Below are 22,751 nucleotides of genomic sequence, written 5' to 3'. Positions count from 1 at the left end.
TTGGAAATAAATAATTATGAAGAAATAATTGCGGATTTAAAAACGATTAATGCTTATAAAAATAAATACAAAGTCCCGAACCAAATTTTTCAAAAAATAAATCGTCAAATTTATAAATTGACACAGGAGTTAGCATCAATTGTAAACCTAAAAATAATCGGGGACTATAAAAACAATTTAATTTTTAATTTTCATGAGATTATAAAAATTGAAGCAATAGGTTTAAAGAGAACCAGTTTCAAGAAATTTCAATTTTATGAAAATCAAATTAATGAACCAATTACTGAAAAAGTTGACGAGATTAACTTACTTCAACAGCAAATTATCAAAAAAATTTCTACCGCCCAGTTTGAAGATGATATTGAAATTAAGACCAAGGGCTACTTAAATTCAGATAAAAAGGAAATAATTGAGTTGGTTTGAAAAGTTGAAAACACCAGAGTTCAAATGGAAATAGTTGTTGGTTTCGATAATAATAAGATTTATCAAATTATTAAAAAAAGAGGAACTTATAAAATTAGTTTTGATTTAAAATTAACAAAAGAGTATCAAATTTTAAATAAACTTTTATTTAAAAAGTTGGATTTTTTATTTTTATCTTTTTATCAATATAAGGGAAGAAAAATTAGTTCCGAAGAAATAAGGATTTTGAAGATTGCAATTATAAGTAAAATTCAAACCGATTTACACAAGGACGATAACATGAAAAAATGAATTAGTCTTGTATACAAAAAATTTTTAAGAAATGAAATTTTTACAGATAATTTATTTAGAAAAAATGATTTTCTTTTTAAAAATTCAAAAACCTTCAATCAAGTTTACCAAGCCTTTAAAATTAATCGCCTAAGTTTTGTTTTTAATAGTACATATACGAACTTCAAACGTTTCATAAGTGATTTCACAAATTACGCTCAAGAAGTAATTAAAAGCTATGAAAATTCTTCGATTGAAAAAGACTTTGCTTTTTTTCATCTCTATGATATCAATCCGTATTTAACTAGCAAAGGCTTAAACAAAAATATTTTGATAAGAAATTGACAAAAAATTAATGAAGAGTCAAATTTAAAATTATCAAAAAAATATATTTATCCAGATAATAAGGATATAGGAACATTTATGTTGTTTACAATTTTTTATAAATTTGAAATAGAATAGGGGTAAGTAATTTTGATTAAGAAGATTCCGGAATGAAAACAGTTTAACTTAGCTGTTCAAAAACACATAACTATTGAATCAGGTGTGAAAAAACAAATAAAATTAAGCACTGAAAAATTAAAGGCAACTTTTTCAAAACACGGAATCCACTTTAAAAAACTGGGAGAGTTTAACTTTGGTTCTGTAACTGACTATGATCAAGAAATTAATTTAGATGTCGCCCTAATTCGATATTGTAATAAAAATTTAAAAAAAGAAACTTTTTTAGATTTTTATAAGGAAATTGATAGAGCTTTTTCAGATTTGCAAACTAATTTTAAAATTACTAAAGTAACAAGTAATGAATATATTAAAATTAGTATATCAGTTGACAAAACTAATATAAATTATTATTTGCAACCAATCATAAAGAATGAAAACAAAGATAAAAATGACAAGTATTTTATTTTTAGAAATAATCAAATTCAAGCCGATTTAGTTGTGGAAGTTAGCGAGGCCTTTAAGTTTGCTAATAGAATTGCAAATGATAATTTGAAGTCTTTAAAAAAAATTATAAAATTTGTTTTAAAGGATGACTTTGAATTTTATTACCATTTGGATATGCTGTTTTTGAGATGATTTTATGAATTTATGGCAAAAAAAATTAAAAAATACTTAGATCAAACAACTTGAAATAAAAAAACTCAAGAATTCAGAAATATTGATCTAAAAAAAATAATGAGCTCAACTTACTTGAAAAAATGATATAGAAAAAATGTTAACTTTAAGGAGCTATTTACTTATATTCTGGAGCGATTATTTCAGGTAAATACTTATTACTTTAACAATTTTAATTTTAAAGAAGATGAGTTATTTGATTCGATTTCTCGATATTCAGTTTTTACAAATTCCTTTTTTTCAATGCCGGTTGATTTTTTTTCAGCAATAAAAATCTTTGATTTAAATAATTATGATTCACAATATGAACTACAATCAGGTTTGAGCGAAGAAAATGGGTATTCAAAAGTGGCGTTTGATGCTAGTCGCAATCTTGAAAAACGTTATGTCGTAACCCCCATAATAAGAACTGGAGTGACAAACATTGTTGGTTATCAAAAAGCGCTTACTAAAAAATCACGAGAACTTTATGAAAAATTGCCAAATGATTTATTAAAAGAAATCCGCTCACTAAAGCAAAGAGAGGCGATGGAGGCTTTAAATCAAATTGCCCATGATTGACTATCAGTTTATAAAGCTAAAATCGTCTATGTAAAACCATACTTTGATGCAAAATACCCTTTACATAAAATTGAAAATTTTGAGGATTTACTTATCACTTTAATGCAAACTGTGGATGAAATTTCAGAAGAACAATTCCTGGTAGGGTTTGATAACTAAAAAAGCGAAACTTCAGTTTCGCTTTTTTTAATCTTCATCATAAGTTTGTCTTTGGACAATTCGCTCTTTTAACATGTTGTTTCTTTTAACAATATAATCTCGTTGAGCTTTTCCTAAATTTATATAGTTATCTTTACTACTTCTAATTCTTAATTTTCGCAGCTCTTCATCGCAGTAAATTCAAGTTAATCACAATATATGTAAATGACGCAATAGTTTTAATTCTTTTTCTGGATACTCATCAAAACTTAAAATAGTTGCTTCTCTTTGGCTAAAATTAATTCATTTTTGAGGATCTACTAGTTGTTGGTAACTATTATATGCTAACTCTTGAAACGCCATTGCCTTGGTAATTATATCTGATTCTAATATTTTGATAGTTTCTGAAATTTCTTTAACAATTAATTTCTCTAATTCTTCTTTTGAAGTAAAGTGATGTTTTTTCAAATAATAAAGTGTTGTTTTCAAATTACTTAGCGGGTTGGCTACTTTTAAATATTCACGTGCACTAACTTTTGCAAACTCTTCTTCAATTTCATTGTATAATTCTGATTTAAATATCATATCAGACACTACCTTTCATTTAAATAATTATACCATAAAATTACTAAAATTTCATATATATATTTTATAAAATAACTTGCCTAAGCTTAAAGCAGGTTAATCACTAAATGATATTTTAACATTTTTTGAAAAAATACAATGTTATTTATGCTAAATATTTGTTTTTTAATTTAATAATTAAGGTAAAATAAAATTGTTGAACTTAAAGGCGGGGCATAATGTTACAAGAATCTGGAGTTTTTTTAGTGGATAAGCCTTCAGGCATGACATCCAATGATTTGATAAAGAAAATTCAAAAAAAACTAAATATTAAAAAAATTGGCCATGCAGGAACTCTTGATCCTTTGGCTTCTGGACTAATGGTTGTTTTGGTTAATCAAGGAACTAAAATTAGTGATTTTTTATTGGCAGAAAACAAATCATATATTGTGAAATTGCAATTATTTTTAGATACCGATTCAAAAGATATCACCGGAGCTGAAATTAAGCGTGAAGAACCCTTTAAAATTGATAAAAAAGCCTTAAAAGATATTGTTGATAAATATAATGGTTATATTTATGATCAATACCCACCTATATATTCAGCAATAAAGGTTCAAGGCAAAAAGCTTTATGAATACGCTCGAAACAAGCAAGAGGATTTAGTTAAAATCGAACCTCGCAAAGTAACAATTAAAGAGTGTGAGTTGATAAAGTATGATAAAAAAGAACATACAATTTCATTGAAGTTACAAGTTAGCAAAGGTACTTACATTAGAAGTTTTGTTTGCGATTTTGCCAAAGACTTGGGGACAATCGCAACTGTCAAGGAATTAACAAGAACGGCCTCGGGAAACTTTAAGTTAACCCAAGCAAAACAAATGGATGAAATTAAATGAGAGCACTTGTTGCCAATGTATGAAACCTTAATAAGAAGCAATCAAGTTCTAATGCAGTATCATTTTGAGCAAGATGTAAGACAGGGAAAGCAAATCACACTATCTCATATATCTTCACCGATTGTATTTATTGTCAATGATGAAAAAAAAGTCATTGGAATTTATAAGCATGTAGCAAATCATTTGTATGCTTGTCAACGGGGCTTATGAGAAGATGATCCAAATATTAAAAAAACTGAAGCTGAGATGGAGGGCTATTAATGAAAATTATCAAAATCAACCTAAGTAAGGAAATCGAAAAAGTCCAAATCCAAGAACCGTCAGTGGCTGCAATTGGTTTTTTTGATGGAATTCATAGAATTCATCAAGAAATATTAAAAAAAACTGCTAAAATTGCTGTTAAAAACGATTTAGCATCAGTAATTATAACTTTCTCAAGAAAAGTTAAGTCTTATTTAAGTGGAAATTCAGAGCAAATTTTGGATAACGAAATTAAGTATAAAGAAATTGAAGATTTAACTTTTATTGACTATGTCATTGAAATTGATGTAAATGAGGAAATGATAAAAATCTCTAAAGAGGATTTTTTAGAGTGAATGAAAACCAAGGTAAATGTTAAAAAAATAGTTGTTGGAAGCGATTTATCATTTGGATATCGCGGCCAAGGTGACATATATGATTTATTAGCTAAATTTGGAACTGATAATGTTGTTATTTATCACAGGGTAGATGAATTTTCATCAAGTGAAATTAAAGAACTTATTGCCACTGGCCACGTTGCACAAGCAAACAAAATGATGCTAAAAAAATTAGAATTAAAAATTTCAAAAATTAAGGCTAATTTATATGAATCCGAAGACAACGCAATCACAGTGATGGATGGAAAATACCAAGGCCTAGTTGAAGGTAAAAAAATCAATTTTTATGTTATTGCCAATCGTTTAAAAATTAACGATTCAGAACTTGAGGGTATCGAACCAAAAACTGTCATATTTTTAAAATATTTAGGAAAATAGTATTTTTTCTATTATAATAAATTTAGGTAAAGTTTATCGTTGTTTTAATTTGTCCCGAATTAATACTTTGATATAACATGACCAGTGAAAAAAAACAGGGGGAAAAATTATGGTATCAAAAACTAAAAAAGCCCAAATTATTAAAGAATTTGGAAAAAACGAGAAAGACACTGGGCTTGCTGAAGTTCAAATAGCATTGCTAACTGATGATATAAAAAATCTAACTGAACATTTGCAGTTACATAAAAAAGACATTACTTCAAGAAGAAGTTTATTGAAAAAAGTTTCGCAAAGAAAACATCATTTAAACTTCTTAATTAGAAATGATTTCGAACGTTATAAAGGCATTATTTCAAAGCTAAATCTAAGAAAATAGTTTAGAATTTATATTTTTATATAAAATAGTGTATTTTATAATTTTTATTATGTTTTAAATTTTTTTTGTCGTTAACTATTTTAAATAATTATGTTTTTTGATATAATATATAAGTATTTTGGTAATTAATTATAAATTAGTTATTTGCTAGAATCTAATCGAAATAAAAAAAGAAAAGGATGGGTAGAGCACATGGCTACTAAAACAACTAAAAAAACAAAAGGATCTAAGCCTCAACACTTAGAAACTCGTAGAAAAGCAAGTGATCCTAAACCAAAAAAAATCGTAGTAGAAGGTATTAAGCTAACTGAAGTTCAAGAAAAATTCATTTGAGAAAAAGCAGAACCAGTTTCAGGCCATAACCAATCAATCTACCGTCGTGATGTTTGTGGAGCAATTATTAAAGTTCAAGAAAAAAATCTTGAATCAGAGTTTGGGTGAGTTTTAACTCTAGCAGACCCAAGTGGAGACAGCGATGAAGTAAATAACATTATTGCAATGCACTGAATGAATGCAAAAGTTAAACGTAAAGCTGACGAAATGTGAGTTGCTCCAGTAACAGGATCATGAGACACAAAAGATACTTATAATGAACTAAGAGATGTAAAAATTCCAGCAGAAGTTATTCAAAAAGTTCGTAAGACAACTTTATTCCAAGATACTAAAGTTGAACCAAAACGTATTAACCTACAAATTAGAAAATCATCTAAGAAATAATAAAAAAACATGTTTTTAATACATGTTTTTTTTATATCCAAATTTCGAACCTTTATTTTAATTACTAATTTATTTATTATATGTAATTTTTTACTGTGTTATAATAAAAATACATATTTTTATAATAAAAGAAAGGAAAACCAAATAATGAAAAAACTATTATCAATTTTGGCTGTATCATCAATGATTGTCTCAGTTCCGTTAAATACAATTGCTTGTGGGCGCAACAAGGACAGAGTAGTTGATGATTATGACTTCGAACGTCAAAAACAACTTATGATCGAAGCTATTAATGATATTTTTCAAAAAAACTTAAAAAATGATTTTGATAAATTTTTCTTTATCGAAGAGGATAATAATCCGTTTGAATTTGGTTATGAGGAGTTTGTTGAGAAACTTGATTATTTTAATGATCCTGAAAGTGATTATTATCAAAATATCAAATCAACCATTGAAAATTTAGTTAATTGAAAATCAATTGAAAACGAAGTTCAAAGCGAGGTGGTTGCCAACGTTAATTACAAGCAGCTGTTAATTGACAACCAATCACCAATTAAAAATGGCTATGAAATTGAAAAAATAGAGTTTATTCATAAAGAAAATGCCAAGGCTGTTACAATACAATTTCAAATCTCAAGTGATGTTTATTTTTTGGATAGAATTGGAAGTCAAGATTTTGAAACAATTTCATTTACCTCGCAAATGTCAGTTTTTAAAGAAGTTGATGTTGCTGGAATTTTTAAAGGGATTCAAACAGAATATATAAATCAGATAAATAGTGAAGAAGTCGCAAATAGCTTTAAGATTTTAAGTGACAAGGGTGATTTAGCTCAGACTGCAAACCAAATTTTAGAAGATGAGTCATTTAAATTACAAATTTCTTCAATCTTAAATCAAATTGTTGCAGATACACAAGAAGATGGTTTTAAATTTAATGGAGAGAAATTCAAATGAAAATGAACTAATAATAAGGTCTCAGTAAATTCGATGCTCTCAAAAGGGTTTAAGCCAAATTTTGGATGATCGGAAAGATATAGTAAGTCAGGTGAAACTTTAAGAGCTGCATTACATGGAGACAAAGAGGAAGAAAAGACTCTTCTTGAAGACATTAAAAATAAGGATAGTAAATTTCTTCCTCGACAAGAACAAAAAACTATTGAAAACATTGATGAACTAATAGCAAAACATCAGGGAATGGCTAGATCAATGAACCCTTATATTTTGGATTATAATTTTCAAGATAGCTATCTAAAAACACAAATTGATGAACAGGGTTCAGAATTTATTTTTATTCCAGAAAACGAAGAAAAAACAATTGCTATTTTCCAAATGGAGCTTATCAACTTACAAATTAGTTATAATGAAGATAATTTTGAGCTTCCAAAAATGTTGGTTTTTTTTAGACAAGAGACAACAAAATCTAATACACTGGAACTTGAAAACCAATTTTTAGATGATGCTTATTATTTTAATAAATTATTTTATAACTTTGACGAAAACTCTTCACAAGATTCAAACCCAGATTTTATTTATTACTTAAACAAGCCAGAAAATTGAGATGAATTGGTCAATAAAAAACTACCAATGGAAGACTATTTTCCAGATTTAATAGAAGCTGCAGACCCAGCTGCGTTAGAAAAATTAAATAATCTAGGACTTTCAATCGATATTTGTAGGGACTTATGAGGGGGTTGGGGTCGCCAAAAATTTATTCAGTTTAATAATGATGGAGACATTTATTTTTTTAATGATATCAACGATTACGATGAATATCCATATTTAAAAATATGATTTTTTTCTCCTAATATTAATGAAAATGCAAATAATTTAAGTTTTTTATTCGGAAAAAGAGAAGATTTTAAAGGTAAAGAAGTTGGCGTTTCACCAAGTGCCTGGAAGTTTAAATAATTTTAAAATAGAAATTTATTTAAATTTCTATTTTTTTTTGATTTATGTTATTATTTATAAAGATATTATAAATAAGAAAAAGGAAGACTAAATAATGAAAAAACTATTATCAATTTTGGCTGTATCATCAATGATTGTCTCAGTTCCGTTAAATACAATTGCTTGTGGGCGCAACAAAGACAGAGTAGTTGATGATTATGACTTTGAACGTCAAAAACAACTTATGATCGAAGCTGTTAATGATATTTTTCAACAAAACTTAAAAAATGATTTTGATAAATTTTTCTTTATTAAGAAAGAAAATAATCCATTTGAATATGATTATGAGGAGTTTGTTGAAAAACTTGATGATTTCAATAATCCTGAAAGCGATTATTATCAAAATATTAAATCAGCGATTGAAAATTTAGTTAATTGAAAATCAATTGAAAACGAAGTTCAAAGTGATGTGGTTGCAAATGTTAATTACAAGCAGCTGTTAATTGACAACCAGTCACCAATTAAAAATGGCTATGAAATTGAAAAAATCGATTTTACTCATAAAAAAGAAGCCGAGGCTGTAACAATTCAATTTCAAATCTCAAGTGATGTTTATTTTTTAGATAGAATCGGAAGTCAAGATTTTGAAACAATTTCATTTACCTCACAAATGTCAATTTTTGAAGAAGTTGATGTTGCTGAAGTTTTTCAAGAGATTCAAACAGAATATAAAAAGCAAATAAATAGCGAAGAAGTCGCAAATAGTTTTAAGGTTCTAAGTGATAAGGGTGATTTAGCTCAGACCGCAAACCAAATTTCAGAAGATGAAACAATTAAATCACAGATTTCTTTAATTTTAAATCAAATAGTTGCAGATACTAATCGAGATAAATTTAAATTTGTTGGTGAAAATTTTAAAGTCCGAGCTAACCAGAATAAATCAACCGACTCTTCTATTGCTCACAGCTCTCCAAATTTTAGTTGAAGGTGAAAAGATGAACCAATAACAACCTTAAAAGGGGCGTTACTAGGTGATGAGGAAATGGAAAACCTTCTTTTAGAGGACATCAAAAGTAAGGATAGTGAGTTTTTTACTAAAAGAGAAAGAGAAGAAATTAAAAACATTGATCAACTAATAGCTGAGCACGAAGGAATGGCTTTGGGCATCAATTCCTATAATTTAGATTATAATCTTAGAAAAAATAATTTGGATCGCCCAATTAAAAATCAAGGTTCAAAATTTGCCTTTAAACCTGAAAATGAAGAAAAAACAATTGCTCTTTTCAGAGTGGATTTTTTAGATTTACAAATTAGTTATAAAGATGATAATTTTGAACTTCCCGAAATGTCAGCAATTGTTAAGCAAGAAACCACTAAAAATAACACTTCTGAGTTAGAAGGCCAATTTTGAGAAGATGCTTACTTTTTTACTAAATCATTTTACAACTTTGATGGGACGAGTTCTGAGGAGTCAAATCCAGATTTTATTTATTATTTAAATAAACCAGAAAATTGAGATGAATTAGTTGATAAGCAACTACCAATGGATGATTACCTTCAAGATTTAATAGATGCTGCAAATTCAGAGGCCTTGGAAAGATTAAATAATCTTGGACTTTCTCTGGTATTTTCATGAAATGCTTGAAAAAATACATCTCCTATGAAAAATATTATGTTTAATAGTGACGGAGACGTATATTTTTATAACGACATGGAAAATCAAGATTTATATCCACAATTGAGAGTTCATTTCTTTTCATCTGGTATAGAAAGTGGAAGAGCAAAAATTTCATTTTCTTTTAATTATAGAAGTGATTTTAATATGAAACAAGTTGGTGTTTCACCAAGTGGGTGAAAATTTAAATAATTTAAAAATAGAAATTTATTTAAATTTCTATTTTTTTTGATTTATGTTATTATTTATAAAGATATTATCATAATTAAAAAACAAGAGGGGAAAACTTTATCATGAAAAAACTATTATCAATTTTGGCTGTATCATCAATGATTGTCTCAGTTCCGTTAAATACAATTGCTTGTGGGCGCAACAAAGACAGAGTAGTTGATGATTATGACTTTGAACGTCAAAAACAACTTATGATCGAAGCTGTTAATGATATTTTTCAACAAAACTTAAAAAATGATTTTGATAAATTTTTCTTTATTAAGAAAGAAAATAATCCATTTGAATATGATTATGAGGAGTTTGTTGAAAAACTTGATGATTTCAATAATCCTGAAAGCGATTATTATCAAAATATTAAATCAGCGATTGAAAATTTAGTTAATTGAAAATCAATTGAAAACGAAGTTCAAAGCGAGGTGGTTGCCAACGTTAATTACAAGCAGCTGTTAATTGACAACCAGTCACCAATTAAAAATGGCTATGAAATTGAAAAAATAGAGTTTATTCATAAAGAAAATGCCAAGGCTGTTACAATACAATTTCAAATCTCAAGTGATGTTTATTTTTTAGATAGAATCGGAAGTCAAGATTTTGAAACAATTTCATTTACCTCACAAATGTCAATTTTTGAAGAAGTTGATGTTGCTGAAGTTTTTCAAGAGATTCAAACAGAATATAAAAAGCAAATAAATAGCGAAGAAGTCGCAAATAGTTTTAAGGTTCTAAGTGATAAGGGTGATTTAGCTCAGACCGCAAACCAAATTTCAGAAGATGAAACAATTAAATCACAAATTTCTTTAATTTTAAATCAAATAGTTGCAGATACTAATCGAGATAAATTTAAATTTGTTGGTGAAAATTTTAAAGTCAGAGCTAACCAGAATAACTCGACTGACTCTTCTACTGCTCACAGCTCTCCTAAATTTGATTGAGACCGAACAAACGAACCAATAACAACCTTAAAAGGTGCGTTGCTAGGTGATGAGGAAATGGAAAAAATTCTTTTAGAGGACATCAAAAGTAAGGATAGTAAGTTTTTTGATAAAAGAGAAAGAAAAGAAATTGAAAACATTGATCAACTAATAGCTAAGCATGAAGGAATGGCTTTGGGTATCAATCCCTATAATTTAGATTTAAATCTTTGAAAAAGTAATTTGGATTATTCAATTAAAAATCAAGGGTCAAAATTTGCTTTTAAGCCCGAAAATGAAGAAAAAACAATTGCTCTTTTCAGAGTGGATTTTTTAGATTTACAAATTAGTTATGAAGATGATAATTTTGAACTTCCTGAAATGTCAGCAATTGTTAAGCAAGAAACCACTAAAAATAACACTTCTGAGTTAGAAGGCCAATTCTGAGAAGATGCTTACTTTTTTACTAAATCATTTTACAACTTTGATGGAACAAATTCTGAGGAGTCAAATCCAGATTTTATTTATTATTTAAATAAACCAGAAAATTGAGATGAATTAGTTGACAAGCAACTACCAACGGATGATTACCTTCAAGATTTAATAGGTGCTGCAAATCCAGAGGCCTCAGAAAGATTAAATAACCTTGGACTTTCTCTGGTATTTTCATGGAATGGTTTTCAAAATACATCTCCTATGAAAAATATTATGTTTAATAGTGATGGAGACGTATATTTTTATAACAGCATGGAAAATCAATATTTATATCCACAATTGAGAGTTCATTTCTTTTCATCTGGTATAGAAAGTGGAACAGCAAAAATTTCATTTTCTTTTAATTATAGAAGTGATTTTAATATGAAACAAGTTGGTGTTTCACCAAGTGGGTGAAAATTTAAATAATTTTAAAATAGAAATTTAGTTAAATTTCTATTTTTTTTAATTTCTCTGAACTAGTTAATTATTTACTCAATATTTAACTATTAAAATAAAGCCATAACAAAAAATGAACTTTTGTTTTTATTAAGTTTTAAATTATAGTATAATAAAAGGGTGCGAAAGCACAAAGAATACAAAGTTTATTCTTAAGTATGTGTGAGTGTAATAAAACCGCTATATAAATGAATGCTTCTTATCTCATACATGGTTATAGCGGGTGGAGGCATTTTTATTTCTAAGATACTTAACTTTATAGGCATTTTAGAAATGAAATTTTTAGATGAGGATTTTTATGAATAAAATTCCAATTATTTTAATAATAGGGCCAACTGGTTCTGGTAAAACAACACTTTCAGTTGAGATTTCAAAAAAATTTTCAGGGGAATGCATTAACTCCGATTCTACTCAAATTTTTTCTGGAACCGATATTGCAACCAACAAAATAATGGCTGGTGAAATGCAAAATATCAAACACCATTTATTTTCTATTGAACCTGTCACTGGCAGTTATTCTGTTGCTGACTATCAAAAAAAAGGTCGTCAAACAATTTCTGATTTACTAAAAAAAAATAAAATTCCAGTAATTGTTGGTGGTACGGGATTGTATATTAATGCCTTACTCAAAAAATATCAATTTTTAGAAGAGCCATTGAAAACTGAAAATTTTGGATTTGAAAAACTATCAAATCTTGAATTATGAAATTTAGTAAATTTAGTTGATCCTCAAGAAGCCAAAAAAATCCACGTCAACAATCGTCAAAGATTATTAAGGGCAAACACTGTAATTTCTGTAAATAACGGAAGAAAGTCCGATCTAATCAAGGATAGTCAAGGTTGATATTTTGAAAATCCAGTTATTATAATTGGCTTGAATCCTGAACGTTCTGATTTACATCAAGCTTTAAATCAGCGAGTTTTGGATTTGTGTAAACGAGGTCTTTTCCAAGAAATCGAAGAAGCGTTAGCAGTGAATGATAATAATGCAAATAAACAAGCTTTGAAATGTATTGGTGGAAAAGAAATTATTGCATATTTAAGAAACGAAATTAGTTATGAACAAGCAATCTTGGATATGCAGACTGCCAATAGGCGCTATGCTCGCAAACAAATGACTTGATTTAAAAACCAACTTAGCGGAGTAAAATGGTTTGAATATCGGCTATCAGATTACCAAAAAACCTCTCAAGAAATCATTGACTATTTAGAAATTGCCATTGATGGATTAAAATCTGAAAAAAAATAACTTTTTTATTAAAAACGATTGACATTATTTTTAAAATCTTGTAATATATCAAAGGTTATTAATGCGGGTGTAGTTTAATGGTAGAACTTCAGCCTTCCAAGCTGACTGTGAGGGTTCGATTCCCTTCACCCGCTCCATTTATAGAAATTTTAAACCTAACATTAATGTTAGGTTTTTTTATTTTAATTTGATATTATTATTTCAGCAACTGGGAGGCTTGATTATGCAAGAAAACGAGCAAAAAAAAGCAGGGATTAAAAATATGCACTTTATGAATGAATTTAACGCAGACCGAACTCCATTCATAATTTCTTTTGCATGATTGTTTATTGAAGCTATTATTCCAGCATTGCTTGTCTGGCTTTTAATGGGTAAGGAATTCAACTTTTCGTTTTACAATCAATTGGCAAATCCTAAATCGTTGTGAGTCGTATTGGCATGCTTGCTGGTGATTTTTTGAAGTATTTTTTCTACCACCATTATTTTTATTCTAAAAGGGCACCGCTCAGACAATTTTACATTTGCATTAATTACTTCCGTGGTATTAACTTCTTTTATCTACAATGGTTTATGATTGGGTAGCACTCCTGTGGAGTGATTTTTGAAAATTATTTTGGCAGTGGTTGGATTATTTTTATCAGCTGTTCTAGGAACTATGCTGACAGCTTTTGCAAGAAATAAAGAAAATAAAATTCGTGAAAATCACCAAATAATGTTTGAAGCATTTAAAAACAATGAGCCGATTCCCAATAAACAGTTGTTGAAAATGCGCCGCTATGAGGCTAAATTAACTAAAAAAGAATTAGATCAGAAGGAATTATTGGCTTTTCAAAGTGAATTAAAACAAAAATTAGATCAAGAAATTTTAATTAAAGAAGAGTTACGAAAAAAAGAGCAACTTCAAAGAGAACAAATTTTAGAAGAACTAGAAAAACAAAAAGCAGAGAAAAAAAACAAAAAAAATACTAAGTAATCTTAGTATTTTTAAGTTGTTGGTACTTTTCATCAGCAATTTTTCGAAAAACTTCATTTTTAGTTCGTTCGAGCATATACATAGATCAATACAATCATAAGTAGTTTTGGTAAAAAATATAGTTTGTCAGTTTTTTAAAATCAATGACGCTTAAATTAAATGGTTTTAAAAATTGACGGGTTCAAATGGGGTTTTGCTTTAAGGTTTCGCTAATGAAACTTGCTAAGTCAAAAAGGGGATCATTGTAGCACATATAATCGTAGTCAATAATTTTTAATTCCTCATCAATAAACAAAAAATTTCCAGGAACCAAATCATTGTGGGTTAAAACACATTTTTCAATTAAATTAGTTTCCAAAAAAATATCAATAGTTGGGCGAAATTCAGTTACATCATATATTACTTCATGAGTATTTTTTTCAAAAAAACTCATCATTTTTTTAAAGTTAAATGTTTTAATTTTGGGATTATCTGCGGGTAATTGGTGTAATTTTTGCAAGGCATCAACAACTTTTGAAATTGCTTCATCATTAATTGGGAGTTGCTCAAAAGTTTGAGCTTCTTGAAAATAATCAAATTTACTTACAAATAATCCATTTTTAATTCCAAATTCTACAGGAGTCAACAAAAAATTTTGTGGATTGGCTTTGATTTCTTTCAAAACCTGATATTCATTCTTGCGATCTAAAAAATTATCAACAATAAAATTGCTTTTTTTCACGAACAAATTATTTTCCAAATAAGTTGAATTTGTTAAACCAAGTTCCAAAAATACAATCTTTTTCATAATTTACCCCCTTAATTTAATATTTAAATATGTTATTATTATATTATACTATTTTTTAAGGAGTCATTGTGAAAAAGACAATCTGAGTCGCAACTCAAAATTCTGGTAAGATTGAAGATTTTAAAAATTTGTTACCCCAGTATCAGATTAAATCATTACTTGACTTACCAACCCCAATCGAAATACCAGAGGATTTTTTAACTTTTGAAGAAAATGCTTTATTTAAGGCTCAGACTTTGAGTTCAATAATTAATGAACCAGTAATCGCTGATGACTCAGGATTGCAAATTGACAGTTTGCAGGGTTTTCCAGGAGTACATTCGGCTCGATGAGCTGACCCAATTAAAGACTGGAAAATTATTAATGAAAAACTTTTACAAAAAATGAGAGAAAATAATTTGGTTGATATGTCACAAAGACAAGCCAGGTTTATTACAGTAATTGCTTATTACGATTCAAAGTTAGCCCTTCAAAAAACTTTTCGAGGTGAGGTAGAAGGTGAAATCTTGCCACAACAAATTGGAGAATTTGGGTTTGGATATGATCCGATTTTTAAACCAAACGGCCAACAAAAGAGTTTTGCCCAAATGAGACTTGAAGAAAAAAATCTTTACTCTCATCGATCAGTTGCATGCTCAAAATTAAAACAGTTTTTAACAAACTAGCAAAAAAGGAGAATTTTATGAAAAAAGACCAATTTTTTAATAACTTACAATCAAAATATAAAATTGTATCAGTTAATATTTATGTTCATTTAGAAAATTTATTTCGATACTACCCCGATTATCATCCTCAGTTTAAAGAGGCTGGACTACTTGATAAAACTGGATTATTATTATCACGAGGTGAAATGGACATTGAAGACGTGTTAATGTTTTTTAGAGCTCTAAATTTTCAAGAAGAAAATCGCTATGATCAAATGTTTGATATTGGATATATTATGAATGCCCCAAAAAACTATAAATCGCAAGCTGAATGACAAAGCTACTTTAGAAATAATTATGTAGGATCGATGAAAAAAATAAAATAATCAGGAGGCAAAATGAGTCGCAAAATTAATATTATACTTTTTGAACCAGAAATCGCAGACAATGTTGGAGCTATTTTTCGTACAGCTTCATTAACAAATTCAGTTTTGCATTTAATTGAGCCTTTTGGCTTTATTTTTGATAAGAGAAATTTTGCTCGCAGTAGTGCAAATACATTTGAAGGGGTTGAATATTTTAAATATGATAACTGAGACGACTTTATAACACAGCGTCCCAATGTGAAACCATTTTGCCTAAGTCGTTATGGACAAAAACCTTTAAGTGACTTTAATTTTCAAGAAATTAATGAAGAAATCTTTTTGATGTTTGGGAAAGAATCAACAGGAATTCCAAAAATTATTTTGCAAGAAAATCTTGAGCAGGTTTTTCGAATTCCAATGGTGGCAACCGGAAGAAGCTTGAATATTGCCAACACAGTTGGGATTGCAACCTATGAGGTTCTAAGGCAGTGAGATTATTTAGATTTAAGTAAAGTTGAGGTGCAAAATGGAGCTGATTTCTTAACAAAAAAATAGAAGAGGTATTTATGCGCAAAATTGCTTTATTTGGAGGATCGTTTGACCCGGTTCACACAGACCATGTTAATATTGCAAAGTCGTGTTTTGAAAACCTTGGCTTTGAAGAAGTCTGGATGATTCCCACATATTTAAACCCCTTTAAAACAAAAGTGAATTCCTCGGTTGCAGAGCGGTTGGAAATGCTAGATATCGTTTGCAAAAAATTTGATTTTATCAAAATTAATAAATATGAAATTGAAAAACAATGTCGTAGTTATACTTTTGAAACAATTGCCGCCATTAAAGAAGAGTATCCAAATTACGATTTTTCATTTATTATGGGAAGCGATCAGTTAGATGAATTTGAAAGTTGGGACCATTTTGATAAATTAATTAAATTAATTAATTTCAAGGTATTCTTAAGAAGTAGCAGCTATAATAAGACGATTGTTAAAAAATATAATTTAGAAGTTTTTAGTTTTTCCAATAACTTTTTGTCGTCCACTAAAATAAGAAATTTGCAGGACTTAGTTTTACAAGATAATGAAATTAATAATTATATTAACAATAATCTTCTCTACTTAGAAGAGCGCGTAGCATCAAAAATGAGCCCAAAAAGATTTCAACATAGTTTAAATGTTGGAGAATTGGCAAAAACTCTAGCTGAAAAAAACAATTTAGATGTTCAAAAGGCTTGGGTTGCTGGAACACTTCATGATGTTACAAAATGTTGAACCAAAGCAGAACATCGCAATTATTTGCAAAAGTGGGGACCGCAGTTACTAACTGAACCAGAGCCGGTTTGACATAGTTTTACCGGGTCCTTGCATTTAGAACATGATTGATTGATTAAAGATCAGGCTATTTTGCAAGCTGTTTTTAATCATACGGTTGCAAGTCCAGAAATGACTCCAATGGATATGGTTATTTTTTGCGCAGATAAGGTTAGCAAGGAACGCAATTACCCTGGGGTTGAACAACTTCGTGAAGTAGTTCAAAAAGACTTAGTTGCTGGATTTAAATCGATTTTAAAACAACAATACCTTGTCGCTGTTAAAAAACACGGGATTGAAAATATAGGAACTAGCTTAACAAAAAGTTATCAGCATTGAGTTCTTGATTGGGGAGAATAATAATGAAATTAATAGTTGTGGCTATGTATGAAGAAATTGAAGGATTTTTAAATAGTGAAAGTTTTGTCATTGTAGAACATCAGTTTTTAAAAATTTATAAAAATGACAAAACCTACCTTTTAATTACTGGAATTGGCCTTGTAAATGCAGCTTTGACATTGAGTGCCTTTCTGGCGATATATCAAAATGAAGTTACACAAATTTATAATTTTGGTAGTGCTGGATCGAGTTCAAAAAATTTACAAGTTTTTGATATTGTTGTTGCTAATCGAGTTTATTACTCAACTGTTGATTTAACAGGTTTTGGCTATGCTTATGGTCAAATTCCCAAAGAGTCAGAATATTTTGAAATGACTCTTGCTCAATCAATTTTAATGAAATTAAGCCCAAATTTTGATGTTCATAGCAGTAATTTGGCTTCAAGTGATATATTCATAAGTGATGAAAATAAATTTGAAAATTTTGTAATAAAAGCTTCAAAAAGTATTGAAGTTTTTGATATGGAAGCTGCCGCACTTTGTCATGTTGCCAAGAAATTTGCTAAACCAATTAATGTAATCAAGCTAATTTCAGATAATTTACTTATAAAAAATAATGAAGTCCAGTTTAGTGAATTTATTGGAGAAATTTCATTAAAAATGAAAGAAATCATAAATGTTGTATTAAAATAATTTTAATAAATTAAAGAAAGGAGATTGGTTTATGAGATTGGTAATATTTGGAACCGTTGGAGCGGGCAAAACATCTTTTATAAATGCCTTAAACAAAAAACTTGGATATAAAGTTTATGCAGAGCCTTTGAATATAAATCCTTATTTTGATAAGTTGTACGAGCAATTTCAAGATAAAAATTCCAATACCTATAAAATGGAATTATTTATGTTAACAGAGCGTATGAAACAGTTTTTAGATTCACAGTCGCTCAATGATGTGATTTTTGATCGTGGAGTTATGGACACTTTGATTTTTGCAAACGCAAATTATGAAGAGGGTAACTTAGATAAACGAGATTGGGATACTTACCGAACATTCTTTGAGACCAATATCACCCCTGCAATTTTTAGTTATAATAATGTAAAAGGTTATGATCTGGTTGTTTATTTAAGGGTCACTAATCAAACTTCGATTGCCAGAATTAATCAACGAGCAATTCCAGGAGAATTGCGAGTTAAAACACACTTTTGAGAATTATTAAATGGCTTATATGAGCAGTGATACTTGGAATGAACAGATAAGATTCCTTTTGTTGTCATTGATGGAAATATTGATAGTATTGATGAAAAAGTCGAACAATTTATCAAAAAAATTAGATAATTTAACTAACGAATCAAAAGTTGTGAATCCAGAGCCAGAGTTGTCATTAGAAGAAAAGTTTGAAAGAACTTTGAATAGATCGGTGAGTAGTTTCTATAATGAAACAGTAAAATTAGGAAAAAGTAAATGGTCAGTTAAGTTAATTTACTACGGAATGTCGCTGATTGCCTTAGCTTTCTTATATTTGTATATCACTTCAATTTTATATCGAGAAATTGCAGAAATTTTTGTTGATGTTAAAAATGGTTTTGCTTTGAGAATTTTAATGATCTATATTTTACCTTTTGTAATTTTTTTAATTGGTTCTTCATTGGCGATTTTATCATTTTTTAAGCGAAAATCACATGAAGATGAGACTGAATATTTTGAAGACTGAGAATATTTATATGATCTTTATGCAAAAATTAATGTCGATAAAAATCTAGAACTTTTAAGCTTTTCAGATGATATCTTTATTATAAATGGTGAAGCTAGTGCCGCTGAAATAATAGGGACAGATGACTTCAAAATTCATAAAGCTCTCAATTTTCAAAGGAATCGTCAGATAATTTCATATGCGGATATTTATTTTAATAATAGTAAAACAGACTACAATTTTCTTAAGTTTTTTGGAATAGAACTATTTGATAAAAAGCAATGATTTGACTATGAAATTACTTTAGAAATTACCCAAGAATTAAAGTCAGCTTTTTTAGAAAATAAAATTGAAGACTATTTATTTTTTAACACTGGTTTAAGATCTGATATTTTAGAAGAAGCAGAACAAGTTCACAAAATTGTTGAAGTTTTAAAGTTTTCAAAATGATTAAAAAAATTTAATCTTCAGTTATTTGATGAGTTTGTAATTTCAATTATGCAAAATAAAATATTTTTTGGTTATAACTTTAGAGTTGAGGAAAAAATTTTAAATCGTCAAAATTTAGATTACATTTTAAAGGAACAACTTAAGGTCACTTTTAAAAATAAATTAATTAGTAAAATTGGTTTTGAGCTAGAAAATTTTAGAACACTAACATTACTAGCTTACAAAATAATTAATCCCATTACTAAGTAGAAAAAATCAGAAATCGCAATTTCAAAATAACTAAATTTTTAAAAAAAATAAATCAATTGATTTATTTTTTTTGTGTTATTATATACATATACCCCTATGGGTATAAGGAGGTACAATGAAGTCAACAGTTCGAAGCGAGGAAACTAAAAAAACTTATCAACAACATTTAAACCGAATTCGCGGCCAAATCGATGGGGTAATCAACCAAATAACAAGCGATCAGTATTGTGTTGATATCATCAACCAAATTAGTGCAATTCGAGGCTCACTGCTATCAGTTAGTAAAAAGTTAGTAAACGAACATATTCAAGGTTGTGTTATTAATGACCAATCAGATAAGCAAGATACATTAAAGGAAATAAGTGATTTGATAGATCGCATTTCAAAGTAAGGATGTTAAAATGAATTCAAAAAAAGTTAAAATTACTAATATGAGCTGCAACCATTGTGTTTTAAAAATCACAAAAATGTTAAAGGCTCAAAAAGATATTAAAAATATTACTCTAAAATTACAACCTCCGATTTTAAAGTTTGATTACAAAAACGAAGTCGCCGCCCAGAGTGCTCTGAATTCAATTGAAGAATTAGGTTATTGTATTGGAGATGAAATTTTTGAAGAGTAAAGATTATCAAATTAACGGGATGACTTGTGCTAGTTGTGCAACAAGCATTAAAACCGCAGTTGCTAAAGTCAAGGGAGTAAATAGCGTTGAGGTTAATTTGTCATTGAATTTAATGAACATCACAAGTAATCAAGAAATTAAAGATGAAGAAATAATTAAAACTGTCAAAAAAACTGGTTACAAAGCTAAAGCTTTGAAGGCAACCGATTTGTTTGATTCTCAAACTAAATGGCAATGAATTCCAATTATTAACGTTGTAATGGCAGCTTTGCTAACTTTGCCAATGTGATTGGCAATGATTTTGAGTGTTGCTCAGGTTCACAACGGCTTTAGCTTATTTTTGCACAATCCGTGATTTCAATTAAGCATCACCTCAGTTGTGCAGTTTATTTTGGGAGCCAAGTTTTATAAGGAATTCTATTATGGGGTTAAAACCTTGCAAGCGAATATGGCATTTTTGGTTGTCATTGGTTCACTCTTAGCATTTGGTCTAAGTATTTATAATGCAACATTAAATCATTGAATTTCAACAATGACTGGCAAGCCGCTATATTTTGAATTAAGTGCCACCATTGTTACCCTGGTTCTGCTTGGTAAATTATTGGAGGGGGGTGCTAAAAATCGCACCCAAAAATCTTTGAAATATTTATCCGAGCTAATTCCTCAAACTGCCATCGTTTGAGAAGATAATAAAGAAATTATTAAAAATATTTATGAGATTCAAATTCAAGAAATTATTATTGTTAAAGCTGGAACAAGTGTTCCATTTGATGGAACCGTTGTTCAGGGTCAAGGTTATGTCAACGAAAGTATGCTTACTGGAGAAAGTCAACTAGTTAAAAAGCTAGTTGGTGACTTAGTTAGTGCAGGAACAATTAATCATAGTGGTTATTTTCAAGTTGAAGTGCAAAAACTAGTGAACCAGTCAACTTTGGCACAAGTGATTCAAACTGTTAAGTTGGCTCAAAACCAAAAAGCTAATATTCAACAACTCGTTGATAAAATTTCTAGCTGATTTATTCCGATTATTTTTGCGATTGCTTTTTTGACTTTTGTTGGTTGAACAATTTACTACCAAGGTTGAAATGAAATCAGTTTAGTCAATGCCATTACGGTTTTGGTAATCTCTTGTCCTTGTGCCTTGGGTTTGGCGACCCCAACAGCAATTTTGGTGGGGACCAGCCGGGCTGCTCGCTTAGGAATCATTTACAAAAATTCAACTAGTTTAGAAAAATTAGCTAAAATTAAAACAATGGTTTTTGACAAAACCGGAACCTTAACCCAAGGGGACATGAAAATTGTTGCCCAGGTTTATCAAACCTCTAAATACTCCCAAGAATTTTTAGAAGAAGTGCTATGAAGTTTTGAGAGCCAAGCAGAACACCCTGTTGCCCAAGGAATTGTTAAATCATTAATGACCAAAAATTTTGCCTCAAATTTAAGAATCACAAATTTTGAGTCAATTCCCAGCTTTGGAGTTAAGGGTGAAGTTGATGGAAAAGCAATCATGATTGGGAGCAAAAGTTTGATGGAAACAACCGCTGCAGATACTAGAGCTTTTAAAAAAGATTACGATAATTTTGTTCAACAAGGTCTTTCAATTGTTTATTTAAGCATTGCCAATGATGTTGTTGCCATAATTGGGGTTGGGGATAATGTTAAAAAAAATGCCCAGGCAACAATTACTAAATTGAAATTACTAAATTTAAACCCAGTAATGCTAACAGGGGACAATGCTCAAACAGCGGCAATTATTGGTCAAAATTTAGGATTTGAGAAAATAATAAGCGAAGTCAAAATTTTTGAAAAACCAGATTATATTAAACAGCTCCAAAACCAAACTGGATTGGTGGCAATGATCGGGGATGGAGTCAATGATGCAGTTGCTTTAACTCAAGCTGATGTTGGAATTTCGTTTACATCAGGAACGGATATTGCGATTGAATCAAGTGATATTTTACTATTAGATGAAAATATTGCTCTTGTTGAAAAAGCTTTTCAAATAGCCACTAAAACTTTTAAAAAAATTAAAGGTAACTTGTTTTGGGCTTTTTTGTATAATATTTTAGCCATTCCATTAGCAGCATTTGGATTAATTTTTCCAGAATTAGGGGCTCTTGCGATGGTGTTATCTTCAATTTCGGTAATTTTAAATTCATTATTTTTAAAAGTTAAATAAACTATAATGACAACTCTTTTGGCTGGGTTGTCTTTTATTATTTATAATTATACAAATTCCTAATTATTTATAAAAAAATCAAAAAAAATAATTTTTTTTGAAAAAAAGGTTGTATTTCTTTTCAGAATATTATATATTCATTTGTGGCGCTAAATAGCCAAATGATCTTTGAA

Annotated in this window: 23 protein-coding genes and 1 tRNA gene; 22 read left to right on the top strand and 2 right to left on the bottom strand. The window is 28.9% G+C overall.

All coding sequences use genetic code 4. The features are described 5' to 3' along the window. Positions 1-1,155 (top strand): hypothetical protein, encoded by a 1,155-nt coding sequence (locus SSABA_RS02950; RefSeq protein WP_025251110.1) that lies wholly within the window; start codon positions 1-3, stop codon positions 1,153-1,155. Positions 1,156-1,167: 12 nt separating this feature from the next. Further along, positions 1,168-2,532, top strand: a complete 1,365-nt coding sequence (locus SSABA_RS02945) for a hypothetical protein (protein WP_025251109.1) — start codon at positions 1,168-1,170, stop codon at positions 2,530-2,532. A 27-nt stretch (positions 2,533-2,559) separates the two neighbouring features. Here the strand turns inward: SSABA_RS02945 and SSABA_RS02940 are convergent, their stop codons facing one another. Beyond that, entirely contained in the window at positions 2,560-3,096 is a 537-nt protein-coding gene (locus SSABA_RS02940) for a hypothetical protein (protein ID WP_025251108.1), read from the bottom strand. A gap of 218 nt (positions 3,097-3,314) precedes the next feature. On the opposite strand from SSABA_RS02940, the gene truB reads away from it, so the two are divergent. The 10 genes from truB (at position 3,315) to SSABA_RS02890 (ending at position 13,942) form a co-directional block, all read left to right on the top strand. Next, positions 3,315-4,235 carry a tRNA pseudouridine(55) synthase TruB gene (gene truB / locus SSABA_RS02935; protein ID WP_051464697.1) on the top strand — a complete coding sequence of 307 codons (921 nt, stop codon included), beginning with the start codon at positions 3,315-3,317 and terminating at the stop codon, positions 4,233-4,235. Then, positions 4,235-4,990, top strand: a complete 756-nt coding sequence (locus SSABA_RS02930) for a nucleotidyl transferase family protein (RefSeq protein ID WP_025251106.1) — start codon at positions 4,235-4,237, stop codon at positions 4,988-4,990. Before truB ends, SSABA_RS02930 begins: the two co-directional genes overlap by 1 nt. A 109-nt stretch (positions 4,991-5,099) precedes the next feature. Further along, a complete protein-coding gene (rpsO, locus tag SSABA_RS02925) occupies positions 5,100-5,366 on the top strand; it encodes a 30S ribosomal protein S15 (protein WP_025251105.1) in 267 nt (88 codons plus the stop codon). A 192-nt stretch (positions 5,367-5,558) separates the two neighbouring features. After that, entirely contained in the window at positions 5,559-6,083 is a 525-nt protein-coding gene (locus SSABA_RS04990) for a hypothetical protein (protein WP_025251104.1), read from the top strand. Between the two features lie 147 nt (positions 6,084-6,230). Then, complete coding sequence (locus tag SSABA_RS02915; RefSeq protein WP_025251103.1) at positions 6,231-7,991, top strand: hypothetical protein; 1,761 nt, start codon at positions 6,231-6,233, stop codon at positions 7,989-7,991. Between the two features lie 94 nt (positions 7,992-8,085). After that, entirely contained in the window at positions 8,086-9,837 is a 1,752-nt protein-coding gene (locus tag SSABA_RS02910) for a hypothetical protein (RefSeq protein ID WP_025251102.1), read from the top strand. A 101-nt stretch (positions 9,838-9,938) separates the two neighbouring features. Then, positions 9,939-11,690 carry a hypothetical protein gene (locus SSABA_RS02905; RefSeq protein ID WP_025251101.1) on the top strand — a complete coding sequence of 584 codons (1,752 nt, stop codon included), beginning with the start codon at positions 9,939-9,941 and terminating at the stop codon, positions 11,688-11,690. 328 nt (positions 11,691-12,018) lie between these two features. Next, on the top strand, positions 12,019-12,969 hold the full coding sequence (gene miaA / locus SSABA_RS02900) for a tRNA (adenosine(37)-N6)-dimethylallyltransferase MiaA (RefSeq protein ID WP_025251100.1): 951 nt from the start codon (positions 12,019-12,021) through the stop codon (positions 12,967-12,969). Between the two features lie 63 nt (positions 12,970-13,032). Continuing rightward, a tRNA-Gly gene (locus tag SSABA_RS02895) sits at positions 13,033-13,106 on the top strand. A gap of 86 nt (positions 13,107-13,192) precedes the next feature. After that, complete coding sequence (locus SSABA_RS02890; RefSeq protein WP_025251099.1) at positions 13,193-13,942, top strand: DxFTY motif-containing membrane protein; 750 nt, start codon at positions 13,193-13,195, stop codon at positions 13,940-13,942. Here SSABA_RS02890 and SSABA_RS04985 read toward each other — a convergent pair. Further along, positions 13,935-14,729, bottom strand: coding sequence for a phosphotransferase (locus tag SSABA_RS04985; protein WP_025251098.1), 795 nt, complete (start codon positions 14,727-14,729; stop codon positions 13,935-13,937). The two genes, SSABA_RS02890 and SSABA_RS04985, sit on opposite strands and share 8 nt — an antisense overlap. Before the next feature lie 68 nt (positions 14,730-14,797). Between SSABA_RS04985 and rdgB the strand changes: the two genes are divergently transcribed. From rdgB to SSABA_RS02835, 10 genes are all read left to right on the top strand, one after another. Beyond that, positions 14,798-15,394 carry an RdgB/HAM1 family non-canonical purine NTP pyrophosphatase gene (rdgB, locus tag SSABA_RS02880; RefSeq protein WP_084655757.1) on the top strand — a complete coding sequence of 199 codons (597 nt, stop codon included), beginning with the start codon at positions 14,798-14,800 and terminating at the stop codon, positions 15,392-15,394. Positions 15,395-15,411: 17 nt separating this feature from the next. Then, on the top strand, positions 15,412-15,759 hold the full coding sequence (locus SSABA_RS02875; RefSeq protein ID WP_025251096.1) for a hypothetical protein: 348 nt from the start codon (positions 15,412-15,414) through the stop codon (positions 15,757-15,759). A 12-nt stretch (positions 15,760-15,771) separates the two neighbouring features. Continuing rightward, a complete protein-coding gene (locus tag SSABA_RS02870; protein ID WP_025251095.1) occupies positions 15,772-16,293 on the top strand; it encodes a tRNA (cytidine(34)-2'-O)-methyltransferase in 522 nt (173 codons plus the stop codon). Between the two features lie 11 nt (positions 16,294-16,304). Next, positions 16,305-17,408: a nicotinate-nucleotide adenylyltransferase gene (locus SSABA_RS02865; protein ID WP_025251094.1), complete on the top strand. Its 1,104-nt coding sequence runs from the start codon at positions 16,305-16,307 to the stop codon at positions 17,406-17,408. A gap of 2 nt (positions 17,409-17,410) precedes the next feature. After that, positions 17,411-18,079 (top strand): 5'-methylthioadenosine/S-adenosylhomocysteine nucleosidase, encoded by a 669-nt coding sequence (gene mtnN, locus SSABA_RS02860; RefSeq protein WP_025251093.1) that lies wholly within the window; start codon positions 17,411-17,413, stop codon positions 18,077-18,079. Between the two features lie 31 nt (positions 18,080-18,110). Beyond that, a complete protein-coding gene (locus SSABA_RS02855; RefSeq protein ID WP_025251092.1) occupies positions 18,111-18,722 on the top strand; it encodes a deoxynucleoside kinase in 612 nt (203 codons plus the stop codon). Continuing rightward, positions 18,685-19,776, top strand: coding sequence for a hypothetical protein (locus SSABA_RS02850; protein WP_025251091.1), 1,092 nt, complete (start codon positions 18,685-18,687; stop codon positions 19,774-19,776). Before SSABA_RS02855 ends, SSABA_RS02850 begins: the two co-directional genes overlap by 38 nt. Before the next feature lie 115 nt (positions 19,777-19,891). Then, on the top strand, positions 19,892-20,167 hold the full coding sequence (locus SSABA_RS02845; RefSeq protein ID WP_025251090.1) for a metal-sensitive transcriptional regulator: 276 nt from the start codon (positions 19,892-19,894) through the stop codon (positions 20,165-20,167). Between the two features lie 10 nt (positions 20,168-20,177). Next, the gene (locus SSABA_RS02840) at positions 20,178-20,399 is read left to right on the top strand and encodes a heavy-metal-associated domain-containing protein (RefSeq protein ID WP_025251089.1); all 222 of its coding nucleotides are present in this window, start codon (positions 20,178-20,180) and stop codon (positions 20,397-20,399) included. After that, complete coding sequence (locus tag SSABA_RS02835; protein WP_158500004.1) at positions 20,389-22,578, top strand: heavy metal translocating P-type ATPase; 2,190 nt, start codon at positions 20,389-20,391, stop codon at positions 22,576-22,578. The genes SSABA_RS02840 and SSABA_RS02835 overlap by 11 nt, the downstream gene beginning before the upstream one ends. Positions 22,579-22,751: the final 173 nt, after the last annotated feature.

Origin of the sequence: Spiroplasma sabaudiense Ar-1343, from assembly GCF_000565215.1 — a bacterium.
GTDB classification, from domain to species: domain Bacteria; phylum Bacillota_I; class Bacilli_A; order Mycoplasmatales; family Mycoplasmataceae; genus Spiroplasma_B; species Spiroplasma_B sabaudiense.
The sequence above is the reverse complement of the archived record's forward strand: the minus strand, read 5'-3'. Positions and strand labels throughout refer to the sequence as shown.